This is a genomic window from Polaromonas sp. P4_F4 (genome assembly GCF_056401355.1).
On the sequence record NZ_JBFUJO010000017.1, the window covers coordinates 43,722 to 58,121 of the forward strand.

Genomic DNA, 14,400 nt, shown 5'->3' on the forward strand with positions numbered 1-14,400 from the left:
CCCCGGCGGCGCCATCAACCCGCACGTCGATCACCATGTGTCCGCCACTCAGCAACGTATTGCCGCGCTGAGCATCACCGCGGCAACGCTTTTCAGGGCAAGCCGGCGAGCAGCTTGCGCATTTCGGTAACCGTGAATCCGCGCAGCGTCTGCGTGCGGACGTTCCCCAGGCTGGCGGTTTGCAGGCTCAAGGCCATGAGAGCGTCTTCGGGGCCCTCGGTAACCAGTACCAGGTCGTAAGCGCCCAGTGTCCAGTGAACACTTTTCACCGTGATGCCTTTGCTTTCGGCCACAGTCTTGAAAGCCTCGAAGCGGTCTGGTGAACCCTTGATCGTGCGGGCGCCCTGGTCAGTGAAATTCATCAATGTGATGTATGCAGGCATTGCCGTTCTCCTTGCTGTATTGAATGCGTGGATAAACCGGCGGTCGCTTGGGTATTGCCGATGCGCCGAGGAAGACCGCCATTGCCCCGGCCTCAGAGTACAAACCCTTTGCCAACCAAAACTATAGCCCCCGCATTCGGAAAATCAAGGGACGCGAGGGCCATTTTTTCGCGCTTTTTTTTGGGGCGGCCCGCGCGCAGTCAAAGCCTCCCACGGCCCACTTTTCACTTCGCACTGATCGCGTTTTTCGCACTTTCCTTTTTTTGTAACCCGGAAACACCCGGAAACACCATATACAGCCCTCCTCAGTGATTGACGGACCGGGTCAACAGGGATCAGAATCAAAAAGTCCGCCCTTTTCGGGGTTCGCAGGGATGAAACAACAAGTCCGCTTTTGCACCAGTGCCGACGGCACGCGCATTGCATATGCCATGAGCGGCAATGGGCCACCGTTGCTGATGTCGACCACGTGGCTGACACACCTTGAATACCAGCACCGCAGCAGCCTTGCCTGGCGCCCCTGGCTCGATGCCCTGTCGCAGCACTACACCCTGATTCGCTACGACCCGCGCGGCTGCGGCATGTCGGATCGGGCGGTGGCCGACCTCTCGTTCGAGAGCTGGATGATGGACTTGGAGGCGGTCGTTGCAGCGTCGGGCTATCAGCGATTTGCCCTGCTGGGGGTGTGTTGGGGCGGGCCGCTTGCGATGACGTATGCGGCACTGCATCCGCAGCGGATCAGCAAACTGGTTCTTTATGGAACGTATGCCCGGGGCAGGCTCCGGCGAACCGGCTCTCCACAGGAAATCGAAAAAGCCAGATTGCTGCTGGAGCTGACGCAATTGGGGTGGGCCCAGGAAAACCACGCATTCCTGCAGGTGTGGGCCACCGCATTCCAGCCCGGCGGCACGATGGAGCACTTGCGTTCGTGGTGTGAAATGCAGCGCATCAGCACCTCGGCGGAAATGGCGGTGGCGCTGAGCCGTGTGTCTTTCGACGTGGATGTCAGCGCCATGGTGCCCCGGATTGCATGCCCGACGCTCGTGATTCATGCGGATCGGGATGCGGTGGTTCCGATCGAGGAGGGGCGGATTGTTGCCTCGCTGATTGCCGACGCACGCTTCGTTCAGCTCGATAGCGTCAACCATATGCTGCTGCCGGCAGAGCCCGCCTGGGCGCGGTTTCTCTCGGAGCTCCGCGGCTTCCTGCCCGAGGGCATCAACGACCGGAGCGCCTCCGGCGAACAGGTACGTCTGGCCTTACTCACCGCGCGTGAGAACGACGTGCTCAACGCATTGGCGCAAGGCCAGAGCAACGCGCAGATTGCCGATGGACTTGGCCGCTCCGAGAAGACTGTACGCAATCACATCACGCGCATCTTTGACAAGCTGTCGGTGCAGACCCGTGCGCAAGCGATTGTGCTGGCGCGCGAGGCCGGGTTTGGCCGGGAGCGCGCCATGTCTTGAGGCGCTGAACCGGGACGGGTGTCCCGGTTGCGGTGTTTTTTTGAGGGGGCTTGGGACCAGGGACTCTAGGAGGTGCACTCCGCGCCGCCCATAGTGGGTGTACTGAAGTTCATTGCCGAACAGGATGAGGATGGATCCGGATCGGCGGATGTTCTCCAGTATTTGTTCAACTTTTCAAGGAAACCATCATGCCTAAATATGTCATTGAACGCGAAATTCCGAAAGCAGGAATGCTGCCCCCAAGCGAGTTGAAGGCCATCTCAAGAAAGTCATGCGACGCCCTGGAGAGCATGGGCCCCCAAATCCAGTGGGTCCAAAGCTACGTCACCGGTGACAAGATCTACTGCGTCTATATCTCGCCCGATGAGGACACCATACGCAAGCACGCGACCCTGGGCGGCTTCCCCGTCAACAGCATCGCCCGCGTACAGACGATCATCGATCCGACAACGGCCGAGTAGCGATCGCCGGCCTTCCCAGCGTTGTACCCGAAGGCCGGAGGTTTCCGGTGCAGCCGGCTGCCTCTGGCCTGCCTGACGTCGCCCTGCCCCCCGGCAAGCCCGTCAGCGTGCCCGCCTGCGCCAATCAAGCCTTGGGCAGCGTCACCCCATGCTGGCCCTGGTACTTGCCGCCGCGGTCCTTGTAGCTGGTCTCGCACACTTCGTCGCTCTCGAAGAACAGGACTTGCGCGCAGCCTTCGCCCGCGTAAATCTTGGCGGGCAGCGGTGTGGTGTTGGAGAATTCCAGCGTCACATAGCCTTCCCACTCGGGCTCAAACGGCGTGACGTTGACGATGATGCCGCAGCGGGCGTAAGTGCTTTTGCCCAGGCAGATGGTCAGCACGTTGCGCGGGATGCGGAAATACTCCAGCGTGCGGGCCAGCGCAAAGCTGTTGGGCGGGATGATGCAGCTGTCGCCGTGGAAGTCGACAAAACTTTTTTCATCGAAGTTTTTCGGGTCCACCACCGTGCTGTGGATGTTGGTGAACACCTTGAATTCGGGGGCGCAGCGAATATCGTAGCCGTAGCTGGAGGTGCCGTAGCTGATGATCTTCTTGCCGTCGGCCTCGCGGATCTGGCCAGGCTCGAAGGGCTCGATCATGCCGGTGCTTTCTGCCATCCGGCGTATCCATTTGTCGCTTTTGATGCTCATTGGGGAAATTCCTTGGGTTGGCTAGATTGTAGGCAAGCCATGGCCGGCGCCGGCCAGCGCAAGTTACCCATGAATTGGACGGTTTGCCCAGCCTGCTTTTCATGGCACGGGCAGGGAGCCGATTTGGCTCCTCAAAACCAGCCGGTCAGGCTGATTCCGCCTGTGAAATCACGGTTTTCTCGATCAGCCGGTCATCGCCCAGCACGATCAGGGAAAAGAGCAGCTCGTCCAGGCTGCCGGCCTGGCCGGTCTTGCGGGCCAGCAGCGGCGTGGCCTGGGGGTTGAGCACCACAAAGTCGGCCTCGCAGCCGGGCAGCAGGTTGCCCACCACGCCCTGCAGGCCCAGCGCCCGGGCCGCACCGGCGGTGTGTTGCCACCACAGGTGCTGGGGCGGGAGCGACACGCCGGCTTTGGTCTGCCCCTCGCGCCCCACGTAATACGCCGCCAGCATGGTGTGAAAGGGGCTGAAACTGGTGCCACCGCCCACATCGCTGGCCAGGCCATACAGAAAGCCTGCGCGGTCGGCGCCGACATGGTCAAAAAAGCCGCTGCCGAGGAAGAGATTGCTGGTCGGGCTCACCGCTGCGGCGGTGCCGGTGCTGCGCATCAGGGCGCGGTCCTCGTCGTCGAGGTGAATGCAGTGCGCATAGACGGCGCGCGGCCTGAGCAGGCCGAAGTCCTCGTACACGCTCAGGTAGCTGCGCGCCTGGGGATAGAGCTGGCGCACCCAGGCGACTTCGTCCCTGTTTTCCGCCACGTGCGACTGAATCCACACATCCGGGTATTGCGCGGCCAGTTCGCCGGCGCCGCGCAGCTGGGCCTCGCTGCAACTGGGCACGAAGCGCGGCGTGATGGCGTAGCCCAGCCGGTCCACGCCATGCCATTTTTCAATCAACGCTTCGGTATCGATCAGGCTTTGCCGGGTCTCGTCCCGCACGCCATCGGGCGCATTCTGGTCCATCAGCACCTTGCCGGCGATCATGCGCAGGCTGTGCCGTTGCGCTTCACCCAGCAGCGCGTTGACCGATGCAGGGTGCGAGGTGGCAAAGGCCAGCGCCGTCGTCACGCCGTGGCGCAGCAGTTCTGCGATGAAAAACGCAGCGGCTTCCGCACTGTATTCGGGCGCCGAGAAGCGTTTTTCATGCGGAAAGGTGTAGTTCTCCAGCCAAGGCAGCAGGCCCTCGGCGGGCGAGCCGATCACGTCGATCTGGGGGTAGTGGATGTGCATGTCCACAAAGCCCGGCGCAATGATGCGGCCCGGCAGGTGTTCGACCTGCAGGCCGGGGTACCGGCTGTCCACCTGGGAGGCAAGCTGCTGGTAGCTGCCGATGGCCTGCACCACCTGCCGGCCCGCGGCGTCAGGGCCCACCACGAGCAAGCCATCCTGCTCGAATGCGGCCCGGCCCGGCTGGCTGTCGGGGGCGGCAAAGTACAGAAGGCTGGCGCGGTAGGCTTTCATGCCGCAAGGTTACCGCAGCGCGGCCGGTGGCGCATATGCCGCGCCGGATGAGCACTATCTGGCCGACGCCCCGGGTGCCCCTGGATTCCCACGCAGCGTGCAGCTGTCACCGACCGACTCGCGCCAGACGCGCACCGCCGCCAGCGACGGCAGGGCCGGCGCCAGCTGGCGCCAGATGAAGGTGCACAGGTTTTCCAGGGTGGCCGGGCCCAGGCCCGCGATGTCGTCGAGCATGTGGTGATCCAGCTGGGGGCGCAGCTGCTCGATGGCCCGGCGCACCAGCCCCAGGTCCACCACCATGCCGGTCCGCGCGTCGGGCTGGCCGGAGAGCGTGACCTCCGCGTTGTACGTGTGTCCATGCACGCGGCGGCTGCTGTCGGCCTCGACCTCGCGCTTGAGCGTGTGGGCCGCATCAAAAAAGAACTTCTGGCTGATTTCGTAGCTCATCGTATGCCCGTGATCTTGTGGGTCTGCAGGCTCAGCCGCCAGGCGGGCCGCTGCATGCACAGGGCAATGCAGGCCTGGGTGTTGTCGGCGCGCCGGGCGTTGTCCATGGGTTGCAGAAAACGGTGCGTGAAGCGGGCCGCCTCCAGCTCGGACAGCTCGAAGCCGGCCTGGGGCCACACCACCTTGAGCTCCTGGCCTTCCCGCTGTATCCACGGGGCGCCGGCCTTGGGGCTGACGCAAATCCAGTCAATGCCGGCAGGCGCGGCAATCGTGCCGTTGGTCTCCACCGCGATCTGAAAGCCGCGCGCATGCAGGGCTGCAATCAGGGCCGCATCGACCTGCAGCAGCGGCTCGCCGCCGGTCATGACCACCAGGCGGTGTTCGCGGTCATCCGCCGGCCACTGGGCTTCAATCAGGCGCGCCAGCGCATCGGCGTCGGCAAACTTGCCGCCCAGCGTGCCGTCGGTGCCGACGAAATCCGTGTCGCAAAACTGGCAGACCGCCGTGGCGCGGTCCTGCTCGCGGCCGGACCAGAGGTTGCAGCCGGCAAAGCGGCAAAACACGGCCGGACGCCCGGCGTTGGCGCCTTCGCCCTGCAGGGTGTAGAAAATCTCTTTGACCTGGTAGCTCATGCGGCCCTCCGGAACACGGGAGGGGGCGGCAGGGAGCAAGCGCGAGAAATGGAAGAAATGGGAGAAATAAAGCTGGCGGCCACGCGCGTCGACATGACAGTGGCTGCGAGGTTTTTATACATGGTAGTCCTCTACATGGCCCCGGAAACATCAGAAACAACAAACACCAGCACGCCGGGACAGCATGCTGGCAAGCTGTGATTTTAACGCGTCAAGCCGGACGGCGCCTTGTCAGCCGGTAAAGCCCGCCTCGACAGGGGAATGGGCGCCAGCGCCGGCACCGCAGCAGGCGCGGCGGCAGGCGCCCGCGTCGTCCTGACCCTCGCTCGATACAGGGCCGGGTTCACGCCGGCCGGGGGTAGGCCCTGCTCATCCAGCCGTAGATGGCCGCGCCGGCCAGCAGCGTGGCAGCCGCGATTTCCAGCGACAGCGTGAAGCCTTGACCCGGGTTGCGGGTGTGCCTGAGCAGCACGGCCACCAGTGGCGGCCCCAGGATTTGTCCCACACCGTAGGTGGCGGTGAGCAGGCCCATGAAACTGGCCGCGGTGACGGGGCGCAGGCGGCGTACCTCCTGCATTGCGAAGAAAGTGATCGCCGTGAACGGCAGGCCGAGCAGCAGGCTGCCCCCGGCAAAACCGGCCAGGCTGGGGCTCCAGATACTGGCGGCAATGCCAAGCGCCTGCGTGACATAGCAACCCGCCAGCAAGAGACGAAAGTCAATGCGGGGTGAAATGCGCGTGGCCAGCAGCGCACCCACCATCACCCCCAGCCCGAAGATGGGCCAGAACAGGTCCAGCCATGCCGATCCCGGCAGCGCGGTGCGGGCAATCACCGGCAAAAACGTGGCGGTGATGATGTAGCCGAAGCCCGCCAGCCCGTAGGCCAGCGTCAACAGCACCATCTCACCCCGGCCGTGCCGGACCGGCGTGTCGCCGGATGAGCCGGTCGCGCGCGCGCCGAGTGCCACCAGACGCTCGTCGCCCCCCCGCAGGATGCGCCATACGGCGGCCGCCAGCCCAAAAGCCAGCACGCCAAAAATAGCCCATCCGGTAGCAGCCGTCCAGTCCCAGGCCACCATGCCGCTGGCAAACAGGCCGCTCACCACAATGCCCGCGCCCGGGCCGACGTAAATCAGGCCACCCAGTGCCGGCGTGCCGAGCCGGGCCAGCCGCGACAGGCACCAGCCCGAGGTGAACACAAACACCACCGCGCTGGTCATGCCGGCGGCGAAGCGCAGCGCCGGCCAGGCCGCAGGCTGCTGCCAGGCCATGGCCAGGGTCAACGCACCGGTGGCCACCAGCCCGGCGCGCACCAGGGACACATAGGCCAGCGACGGCAAGCCCCGGAACCGGGCCCACAGCCAGGGCTGCAGCGTGCACAGCAAGGCGCCCAGCATGTAGCCGAAGTAGTTGGCGCTGGCGAGCCAGCTGGCCGAGGGCAGATCGACGACGCCGTCGTTCAGCATCATGGGCAGGAGCGGTGTGAAGGCAAAGCGGCCTATGCCCATGGCCACGGCCAGCGACACCAGCCCGGCCAGGGCGATGGCCCTGGGGCCAGGCAATGCAGGCGTCCGCTGCGGCTGCGGATCCGGCATCAATGCCATGCCCGGAAATTCATCATGGGCAGCATCAACGACACCTCTCGCTGGGCCGGCGCAGCGACCCGCTCATTGAAAGGTTTCAAAGGTTTCGTCCAGACGTTGGATCAGGGCCTGTCGGGCAGATGCGTCGATGAAACTGGCCTCGAAGCTGTTGCGGGCCAGTGTGTAGGCGTGCCCTGCATTCAAGTCCACCGAGGCAAAGGTTTGCGTGAAGTTGTCATTCATGTAGCCGCCAAAATAAGCCGGGTCATCCGAGTTGACGGTGGCCACCAGCCCCGCATCCAGCAACGCGCGCAGGTTGTGGCTGGCCAGGTCGGGAAACACGCACAGCTTGAGATTGGACAAAGGACACACCGTGAGCGGAATGCGGTCCTGGGCCAGGCGCCGCATCAGGGCCGCGTCCTTGCTGGACTGCACGCCGTGGTCGACCCGCTCCACCTTGAGCAGGTCCAGGGCCGTCCAGACATAGGCGGGCGGCCCTTCTTCTCCGGCGTGCGCAACCAGGTGAAAGCCCAGCTCGCGGCAGCGGGCAAACACGCGGGCAAACTTTTCGGGCGGGTTGCCCACCTCGCCGGAGTCCAGCCCGACACCGATGAATTTGTCGCGGTAAGGCAGTGCCTGCTCCAGCGTTTCAAATGCCTCCTCCTCGCTGAGGTGGCGCAGGAAACACAGGATCAGCGTGGCGCTGATACCGAGTTCGGCCCCGGCATCGACGCAGGCGCGATGCAGGCCGTTGATGACGGTCTCCATGCCGACACCGCGCGCGGTGTGCGTCTGCGGGTCGAAAAACAGCTCGGCATGGACCACGTTGTCCTGTGCCGCCCGCAGCAGGTAGGCGCGCGCCATGTCGTAGAAGTCCTGCTCTTTCAGCAGCACGCTGGCGCCGGCGTAATAGATGTCGAGAAAGCTCTGCAGGTTGGTGAAGGCATAGGCGCTGCGCAGCTCGTCCACGCTGCGGTACGGAATCGCCACGCCATTGCGCTGCGCCAGCGCAAAAATCAGCTCGGGCTCCAGCGAGCCCTCGATGTGGATGTGCAGCTCGGCCTTGGGCATTTTCCGGAGCAGCTCGGGCAGGCGGTCGGCGGCAATGGGTTTAAGCAGTTTCATGACAATTCCCTGAACGAAAAAGCTGCCCGAGGGCAGCTATGGCATCACGTTTTTGCTCCTTCCCCCGCTGGGGGAAGGCTGGGATGGGGGCAGCTGGCGGTACACAGAGCACTTGCAATAGATGCGCCGCCGGCCCTCACCCCAACCCTCTCCCAGGGGGAGAGGGAGTGAAGAGGCCCTCACCCCTGCTCTTTCCCGGAGGGAGAGGGAGTAAAAACTCAGTTACCGGGAACCTTGCCTTCCACGCCCTTGACGTAGGTCTTCAGGCCGCCCAGGAACTTGTCGTCGGCCACCACGTCCTTGCCCAGCAATTCCTTGCCGGTGTTGTCCATGATCGGGCCCTTCCAGATGGCAAAGCTGCCATCCTTGAGGCCGGCCTTGATTTCGTCGATGCGCTTTTTGGTTTCGGCGGGCACGTCCTCGGCGATGGACACCATGTCGATGGCGCCTTCCTTCACGCCCCACCAGATCTTGTCCGGCGAAGTCTGCCACTTGCCTTCCAGCGCGTCGCGGGTGGCCTTGATGTAGTACGGACCCCAGTTGATGATGGCGGAACCGAGGTGGGCCTTGGGGCCGTAGGCCGTCATGTCGGAATCCCAGCCGAAGGCGCGCTTGCCTTTTTCCTGGGCGGTCTTGAGCACGGCGGGCGAATCGGTGTTCTGGAACAGCACGTCTGCGCCGCCATTGATCAGGGACGTCGCGGCCTCGGTTTCCTTGCCGGGGTTGAACCATTCATTGACCCAGACCACCTTGGTCTTGATCTTGGGGTTGGAGCTCTGTGCGCCCAGCGTGAAGCTGTTGATGTTGCGCACCACTTCGGGAATCGGCACCGAGCCGACCACGCCCAGCGTGTTGGATTTGGTCATCTTGCCGGCGATCACGCCGGCCATGTAGGCCCCTTCGTAGGTTCGGCTGTCATAAGTGCGCATGTTCTCGGCGGTTTTGTAGCCGGTGGCATGCTCGAACTTGATGCCCTTGTTGTCGGCCGCCACCTTGAGCATGGACTCCATGTAGCCGAAGGTGGTGCCGAAGATCAGCTTGTTGCCTTCACCGGCCAGGTCGCGGATCACGCGCTCGGCATCGGCCGACTCGGGAACGCTTTCCACAAACTTGGTGACCACCTTGTCGCCGAATTCCTTTTCGACCGCCTTGCGGCCGTTGTCGTGCGCAAAAGACCAGCCGCCGTCGCCCACCGGCCCCACATAGGCAAACGCTATTTTCAGCGGCTCGGCCTTGGCTGGAGCCGGCGCCGAAGCCGCGGGGGCGGGCGCAGGTGCGGGTACAGGCTCATCCTTTTTGCCGCAACCTGCCAGGGCCATGGCAGCCACTGCGGATGTCGCAGCCAGTTGGAGCAAGGAACGTTTTTTCAGGTCAGTCATGTCGTCTCCTGTAGCGACGGGTTTGCAAAAAAAGGCCATTATGAGCCCGGAAATGAGTCCAAAAAATCAGGACCCAGGGTAAAACGGTTTGCCAATGGAGCCCGGCATGTTCACGCGTATCCACTGGGGGTTGCGTGAAATCAGTGCCAGCACCACGATGGTAGCCAGGTAAGGCAACATGCTCAGGAACTGGCTGGGAACATTCACCCCCGCGCCCTGCAGGTGGAACTGCAGCATGGTCACACCGCCAAACAGGTAAGCCCCAAGCAAAACCCGGGCCGGGCGCCAGGTGGCAAAGGTGGTCAGTGCCAGCGCGATCCAGCCCCGGCCGGCCACCATGCCTTCAACCCACAGCGGGGTGTAGACCGTGGAAATGTAGGCCCCGGAGAGGCCGCACAGGGCACCGCCCGCAACCACCGCCGCCAGGCGGATGCGCCGCACCGGGTAGCCCAGCGCATGGGCCGACTCGGGCGATTCGCCCACCGCCCTGAGCACCAGGCCGGCGCGTGTACGGTAGAGAAACCAGATCAGGCCAAACGCCAGCGCAATGGTCAGGTAGACCAGGGGGTGCTGGCGAAACAGCGCCGGCCCCAGCACCGGAAGGTCGCTGAGCACGGGAAGCTCCAGCGGTGTGCGCTCGGGCAACTTGGCCTGCACATAGGGGATGCCGGCAAAAGCCGAGAAGCCCACGCCGAAAAGACTGAGCGCCAGCCCGGTGGCGTACTGGTTGGTATTGAGCCAGATCACCAGCACGCCAAAGATGGCCGCCAGCACGGCCCCGGCCGCCATGCCCGCGGCAAAACCCAGCCAGGTATTGCCGGTGTGCACCACGGTGGCAAAACCGGCAATCGCCGCGCACAACAGCATGCCTTCGGCACCCAGGTTGACGATGCCGGCCTTTTCGTTGATCAGCAGCCCCAGCCCGGCAATGGCCAGAACCGTGCCCGCGCTGAGCGTGGCGGCAAACAGCAGTGCATAGGACTCCATCAGTGCGCCTCCCGGGGGGTTGTTTGCGGGATGACGGGGATGGGAGCCCGGCGCGCAGCCCTGACGAATTTGATGCGGTAGGCGATCAGCGTGTCAGCCGCCAGCAGCGTGAACAGCAGCAGGCCCTGAAAGACGCCGGTGAGCGATTTGGGCAGCCCCAGCCGCGACTGGGCCAGCTCGCCGCCGATGTAGAACATGCTCATCAACAGGGCCGAAAACACCATGCCCACCGGATGCAGCCGCCCGACGAAAGCCACGATGATGGCGGCAAAGCCATAACCCACGGGGACATGAGGCGTGAGCTGGCCGATAGGCCCGGCCACCTCCAGCGCACCGGCCAGGCCGGCCGCACCGCCCGAGGCCAGAAGCGCCACCCACAAAGCCTTGCGCGAGGAAAAACCGGCATAGCGCGCCGCCGCCGGCGCCAGGCCGCCGACCTGCAAGGCAAAGCCGGCGCGGGTGCGAAACAAAAATACCCACAAGGCGGCCACGCCCAGCAGCGCCAGCAGCAGCCCGATGCTCACGCGCGAGCCCTGCATCAGCCGGGGAATCTGCGTGACGGCCTCGAAATTTTTCGTCTGCGGAAAGTTATAACCAGCCGGGTCCTTCCAGGGCCCGTAAACGAGGTAGCTGAGCACCAGCACCGCTACGTAAACCAGCATCAGGCTGACCAGAATTTCGTTCGCATTGAAACGGTCACGCAGCAAGGCCGTGAGCGCCGCCCAGGCCATGCCGCCGGCCACCCCGGCCAGCAAAATGGCCGCCACAATCCAGCTGCCGGTGGTTTTGTCGGCCAGCAAGGCCATGCCACCGGCCGCCACGGCGCCCATCACAAACTGCCCTTCGGCGCCAATGTTCCAGACGTTGGAGCGAAAGCACACCGCCAGGCCCAGCGCAATGATCAGCAGCGGCGTGGCCTTGACCATCAGCTCGCCGAGCGCATAAGGCGTTTTGATGGGGTCCCAGAAGAACACCAGCAAACCCTTGACCGGGTCCTTGCCCAGCGCCGTGAACATCAGCACGCCAATCACCACAGTCACCAGCAGGGCCAGCAGTGGCGAGGCATAGCTCCAGAACTTCGAAGTCTGGGGTCTGGCTTCAAGCCGCAGCATGTGGAACTCCTTTTTCCGTTTGGGCACCCTGATCCCAAAGCCCGCTCATCCACTGCCCCACCCGCTCCACCGTCGCGTCGGCGCGCCGCAGCGAGGGCGAGAGGTGCCCTTTGGCCATGACGTAGAGGCGGTCACAGATTTCGAACAGCTCTTCCAGCTCTTCGCTGATCACCAGCACGGCACAGCCGCTGTCGCGCAGTTTCAAAATCTCGCCACGGATTTGCGCTGCAGCCCCGACGTCAACACCCCAGGTCGGCTGCGAGACGATCAACAGGCTGGGCTTGGCCTCAATCTCGCGGCCGACAATGAATTTCTGCAGGTTGCCGCCCGACAGCGACATCGCCGCGGCATTGGCTCCGTTGGCTTTCACGTTGTAGCGCCCGATGATGCCCTCGGCCTGCGCCTGCAAACCGGCCAGGTGAATCCAGCCCCCAGCCTTCACGGCATCGCCCCGCGTCAGCAGCAGGTTGTGCGCCAGCCCCAGCGTGGGCACGGCACCACGCCCCAGCCGCTCCTCGGGCACAAAGTTCAGGCCCAGCTCGCGGCGCTGCATCGGCCCCAGCCTTCCGGCGTCCTGGTTTCTGACCAGGATGGTGCCCGCGGCAGCCCGCGTGTCTTCGCCGGACAGGGCGTACAGCAGTTCTTTTTGCCCGTTGCCCGACACACCGGCAATGCCGACCACCTCGCCAGCACAGACCTGCAGGGCAACCTGCTGCAAATCCACGCCGAATTGCTCCTCACGGGCCAGGCTCAGCCCACGCACGTCGAGCACGGTTGCGCCGACCTGCACCTCGCGGTGCTCCAGGGCCGGCGGCTCGGCGCCAATCATCAGGCGGCTCAGCGAGGCATTGGACTCCAGGCGCGGATCGCAGACCCCCGAGACGCGCCCGCCGCGCAGCACGGTGCAGGCGGTACAGAGCGCGCGGATTTCATGGAGCTTGTGGCTGATGTACAAAATGCTGCAGCCCTGCTCCGCCAGCCGGCGCAGCGTGACGAACAGGCTCTCCACCGCCTGCGGCGTCAGCACCGAGGTGGGCTCGTCGAGGATCAGCAGTTTGGGATGGGTCAGCAATGCCCGCACGATCTCCACGCGCTGGCGCTCGCCCACGCTCAGGGTGTGCACGGGCCGCGTCGGGTCGAGCTCCAGTCCGTAGGCCTGCGTCGTTTGCGTGATGCGCTGCGACACCTCGGCCAGGCGCAGCTTGTCCAGCCCGAGCCAGACGTTTTCGGCCACCGTCAGCGTGTCAAACAGGCTGAAATGCTGAAACACCATGCTGATGCCCAATGCACGCGCCTCGTGCGGGTTGCGCACCAGCACCGGCTGGCCGTCCACCACCACGCTGCCGGAGTCGGGCTTGACCGAGCCGTAGATGATTTTCATCAGGGTGGATTTGCCGGCACCGTTTTCGCCCAGCACGGCATGGATCTCGCCGGGCTGCACCGTCAGCGCAATGTCGCTGTTGGCCAGCACGCCGGGGTAGCGCTTGGTGATGCCCGCAAGCTGCAGCCGGGGTGGCGCGCCCCCGCCCGCCATGCCGCTGCTTTCGGTGGGATTGTCAGTGACAGTAGGTGAAGCAGTCATTGTCTTGGGTTGTCTGATTTGTGGATGTTGCAGGCCTGTCACCATTGATTGATGCGTACTAAATGCTATTCTTTTTGCTATTCTTTTCGGAGCGAAGTAGCCACTGACTTGACGCGCTCGCGCAGCCATTTGGCGGCATTGGAGGCATGCGTGCGTTCGTGCCAGAGCTGGTAGTACATCATGCGGGGAAACTCGATCGGGCACGGCAGTATTTTGACCGGCAGCAGCCCGGCAAACCGCTCGCAGTACTGCCGGCCGGTCGTCATGATTAGCAAGCTCGATGCCACCATGGAGGGCATCAGACCAAAGTGCGGGCAACGCACCGTGATGTTGCGCTGCAGCCCGAGGGTGTCCAGGTGCTCGTCGATCACGCCCTTGGCGCCCGGGTGCGTGGCCATCGGTGCAATGTGCTCGGCCTCCAGCCAGTTCGCGACGTGCGCCGCGCTCCAGCCGCGGCGCACGGCCGGATGGTCTTTGGCCACCAGGCACACCACCTCGTCGCCAAACAGCCGCCCCATGTGCAGGTCATCGGGCGGTGCGGCCCAGTTGCCGATCACGATGTCCACCTGACCCTGCGCCAGGTGGGCGCGGTAGTCGGACTCGGCCGTGAGCGGATGGATTTCAATATGGCAGCGTGGCGCCTGCGTCTTGATTTGCGCCACCAGCTGCGGCAGGAACAGGGGATCGAGGTAGTCGCTCGCGGCCAGGCGGAACGTCGTTTCGGCGGTAGCCGGCTCAAACCCCTTGGCGTTGCTGAACAGCATGCTGGATGCGCGAAGAATGCTGGCCGAGGGCTCGATCATGCGCAGGCCGGCATCGGTGGGCACCATGCCGGCGCCCGAGCGCACAAGAATCGGGTCGCCCGCCAGCTCGCGCAGGCGCTTGAGCGCCGCGCTGACGGCGGGTTGGTACATTCCCAGGCGCATGGCGGCGCGTGATACGCTGCGTTCAGTAAGCACGGTATTCAAGACCCTGATGAGGTGGAGGTCTATCTTGTCGAAAAGCGCCTGATCTTTCATACGCTCTTGCCCATGCGCCTGATATGCGCTTTTGTATGCCGACTGTGGACTGACTGTTTTACCCTGAAACTCATG

15 protein-coding genes are annotated in these 14,400 nt (G+C 64.2%); 3 read left to right on the top strand and 12 right to left on the bottom strand.

Annotated features, from left to right (window positions below):
* Positions 1-92: 92 nt before the first annotated feature.
* Positions 93-383 (bottom strand): GYD domain-containing protein, encoded by a 291-nt coding sequence (locus tag AC1DUR_RS17495; RefSeq protein WP_477717929.1) that lies wholly within the window; start codon positions 381-383, stop codon positions 93-95.
* A gap of 374 nt (positions 384-757) precedes the next feature.
* On the opposite strand from AC1DUR_RS17495, the gene AC1DUR_RS17500 reads away from it, so the two are divergent.
* Together AC1DUR_RS17500 and AC1DUR_RS17505 are read left to right on the top strand one after the other, a co-directional pair.
* The gene (locus tag AC1DUR_RS17500; RefSeq protein ID WP_477717930.1) at positions 758-1,849 is read left to right on the top strand and encodes an alpha/beta fold hydrolase; all 1,092 of its coding nucleotides are present in this window, start codon (positions 758-760) and stop codon (positions 1,847-1,849) included.
* A gap of 188 nt (positions 1,850-2,037) precedes the next feature.
* Positions 2,038-2,310: a DUF4242 domain-containing protein gene (locus AC1DUR_RS17505; RefSeq protein ID WP_477717931.1), complete on the top strand. Its 273-nt coding sequence runs from the start codon at positions 2,038-2,040 to the stop codon at positions 2,308-2,310.
* 124 nt (positions 2,311-2,434) lie between these two features.
* Here the strand turns inward: AC1DUR_RS17505 and dcd are convergent, their stop codons facing one another.
* The 4 genes from dcd to queE form a co-directional block, all read right to left on the bottom strand.
* A complete protein-coding gene (gene dcd, locus AC1DUR_RS17510) occupies positions 2,435-3,001 on the bottom strand; it encodes a dCTP deaminase (protein ID WP_305634601.1) in 567 nt (188 codons plus the stop codon).
* Positions 3,002-3,146: 145 nt separating this feature from the next.
* Complete coding sequence (gene guaD, locus AC1DUR_RS17515; protein WP_477721798.1) at positions 3,147-4,460, bottom strand: guanine deaminase; 1,314 nt, start codon at positions 4,458-4,460, stop codon at positions 3,147-3,149.
* Between the two features lie 54 nt (positions 4,461-4,514).
* Positions 4,515-4,907 carry a 6-pyruvoyl trahydropterin synthase family protein gene (locus AC1DUR_RS17520; RefSeq protein ID WP_477721799.1) on the bottom strand — a complete coding sequence of 131 codons (393 nt, stop codon included), beginning with the start codon at positions 4,905-4,907 and terminating at the stop codon, positions 4,515-4,517.
* Positions 4,904-5,539 carry a 7-carboxy-7-deazaguanine synthase gene (gene queE / locus AC1DUR_RS17525; protein WP_477721800.1) on the bottom strand — a complete coding sequence of 212 codons (636 nt, stop codon included), beginning with the start codon at positions 5,537-5,539 and terminating at the stop codon, positions 4,904-4,906. The genes AC1DUR_RS17520 and queE overlap by 4 nt, the downstream gene beginning before the upstream one ends.
* 48 nt (positions 5,540-5,587) lie before the next feature.
* Here queE and AC1DUR_RS17530 point away from each other — a divergent pair, with 48 nt between their 5' ends.
* Positions 5,588-5,740, top strand: coding sequence for a hypothetical protein (locus AC1DUR_RS17530; RefSeq protein WP_477717935.1), 153 nt, complete (start codon positions 5,588-5,590; stop codon positions 5,738-5,740).
* Between the two features lie 142 nt (positions 5,741-5,882).
* Here the strand turns inward: AC1DUR_RS17530 and AC1DUR_RS17535 are convergent, their stop codons facing one another.
* The 7 genes from AC1DUR_RS17535 to AC1DUR_RS17565 form a co-directional block, all read right to left on the bottom strand.
* The gene (locus AC1DUR_RS17535) at positions 5,883-7,142 is read right to left on the bottom strand and encodes a YbfB/YjiJ family MFS transporter (protein ID WP_477721801.1); all 1,260 of its coding nucleotides are present in this window, start codon (positions 7,140-7,142) and stop codon (positions 5,883-5,885) included.
* Positions 7,143-7,205: 63 nt separating this feature from the next.
* A complete protein-coding gene (locus AC1DUR_RS17540; protein ID WP_477721802.1) occupies positions 7,206-8,246 on the bottom strand; it encodes an adenosine deaminase in 1,041 nt (346 codons plus the stop codon).
* 218 nt (positions 8,247-8,464) lie between these two features.
* Positions 8,465-9,625 carry a BMP family ABC transporter substrate-binding protein gene (locus tag AC1DUR_RS17545; RefSeq protein ID WP_477721803.1) on the bottom strand — a complete coding sequence of 387 codons (1,161 nt, stop codon included), beginning with the start codon at positions 9,623-9,625 and terminating at the stop codon, positions 8,465-8,467.
* 66 nt (positions 9,626-9,691) lie between these two features.
* Positions 9,692-10,612 carry an ABC transporter permease gene (locus AC1DUR_RS17550; protein ID WP_477721804.1) on the bottom strand — a complete coding sequence of 307 codons (921 nt, stop codon included), beginning with the start codon at positions 10,610-10,612 and terminating at the stop codon, positions 9,692-9,694.
* Positions 10,612-11,724 (bottom strand): ABC transporter permease, encoded by a 1,113-nt coding sequence (locus tag AC1DUR_RS17555; RefSeq protein ID WP_477721805.1) that lies wholly within the window; start codon positions 11,722-11,724, stop codon positions 10,612-10,614. The genes AC1DUR_RS17550 and AC1DUR_RS17555 overlap by 1 nt, the downstream gene beginning before the upstream one ends.
* Positions 11,711-13,258 carry an ABC transporter ATP-binding protein gene (locus AC1DUR_RS17560; protein WP_477721846.1) on the bottom strand — a complete coding sequence of 516 codons (1,548 nt, stop codon included), beginning with the start codon at positions 13,256-13,258 and terminating at the stop codon, positions 11,711-11,713. Before AC1DUR_RS17560 ends, AC1DUR_RS17555 begins: the two co-directional genes overlap by 14 nt.
* Positions 13,259-13,383: 125 nt before the next feature.
* Entirely contained in the window at positions 13,384-14,325 is a 942-nt protein-coding gene (locus tag AC1DUR_RS17565) for a LysR family transcriptional regulator (RefSeq protein ID WP_477717942.1), read from the bottom strand.
* Between the last annotated feature and the right edge of the window lie 75 nt (positions 14,326-14,400).

Excerpts from the sequence above, each read along its gene's own strand:
- AC1DUR_RS17495 (WP_477717929.1), bottom strand. The coding sequence starts at position 383 with ATGCCTGCATACATCACATTGATGAATTTCACTGACCAGGGCGCCCGC.
- AC1DUR_RS17500 (WP_477717930.1), top strand. The coding sequence starts at position 758 with ATGAAACAACAAGTCCGCTTTTGCACCAGTGCCGACGGCACGCGCATT.
- AC1DUR_RS17505 (WP_477717931.1), top strand. The coding sequence starts at position 2,038 with ATGCCTAAATATGTCATTGAACGCGAAATTCCGAAAGCAGGAATGCTG.
- dcd (WP_305634601.1), bottom strand. The coding sequence starts at position 3,001 with ATGAGCATCAAAAGCGACAAATGGATACGCCGGATGGCAGAAAGCACC.
- guaD (WP_477721798.1), bottom strand. The coding sequence starts at position 4,460 with ATGAAAGCCTACCGCGCCAGCCTTCTGTACTTTGCCGCCCCCGACAGC.
- AC1DUR_RS17520 (WP_477721799.1), bottom strand. The coding sequence starts at position 4,907 with ATGAGCTACGAAATCAGCCAGAAGTTCTTTTTTGATGCGGCCCACACG.
- queE (WP_477721800.1), bottom strand. The coding sequence starts at position 5,539 with ATGAGCTACCAGGTCAAAGAGATTTTCTACACCCTGCAGGGCGAAGGC.
- AC1DUR_RS17530 (WP_477717935.1), top strand. The coding sequence starts at position 5,588 with ATGGAAGAAATGGGAGAAATAAAGCTGGCGGCCACGCGCGTCGACATG.
- AC1DUR_RS17535 (WP_477721801.1), bottom strand. The coding sequence starts at position 7,142 with ATGGCATTGATGCCGGATCCGCAGCCGCAGCGGACGCCTGCATTGCCT.
- AC1DUR_RS17540 (WP_477721802.1), bottom strand. The coding sequence starts at position 8,246 with ATGAAACTGCTTAAACCCATTGCCGCCGACCGCCTGCCCGAGCTGCTC.
- AC1DUR_RS17545 (WP_477721803.1), bottom strand. The coding sequence starts at position 9,625 with ATGACTGACCTGAAAAAACGTTCCTTGCTCCAACTGGCTGCGACATCC.
- AC1DUR_RS17550 (WP_477721804.1), bottom strand. The coding sequence starts at position 10,612 with ATGGAGTCCTATGCACTGCTGTTTGCCGCCACGCTCAGCGCGGGCACG.
- AC1DUR_RS17555 (WP_477721805.1), bottom strand. The coding sequence starts at position 11,724 with ATGCTGCGGCTTGAAGCCAGACCCCAGACTTCGAAGTTCTGGAGCTAT.
- AC1DUR_RS17560 (WP_477721846.1), bottom strand. The coding sequence starts at position 13,258 with ATGGCGGGCGGGGGCGCGCCACCCCGGCTGCAGCTTGCGGGCATCACC.
- AC1DUR_RS17565 (WP_477717942.1), bottom strand. The coding sequence starts at position 14,325 with ATGAAAGATCAGGCGCTTTTCGACAAGATAGACCTCCACCTCATCAGG.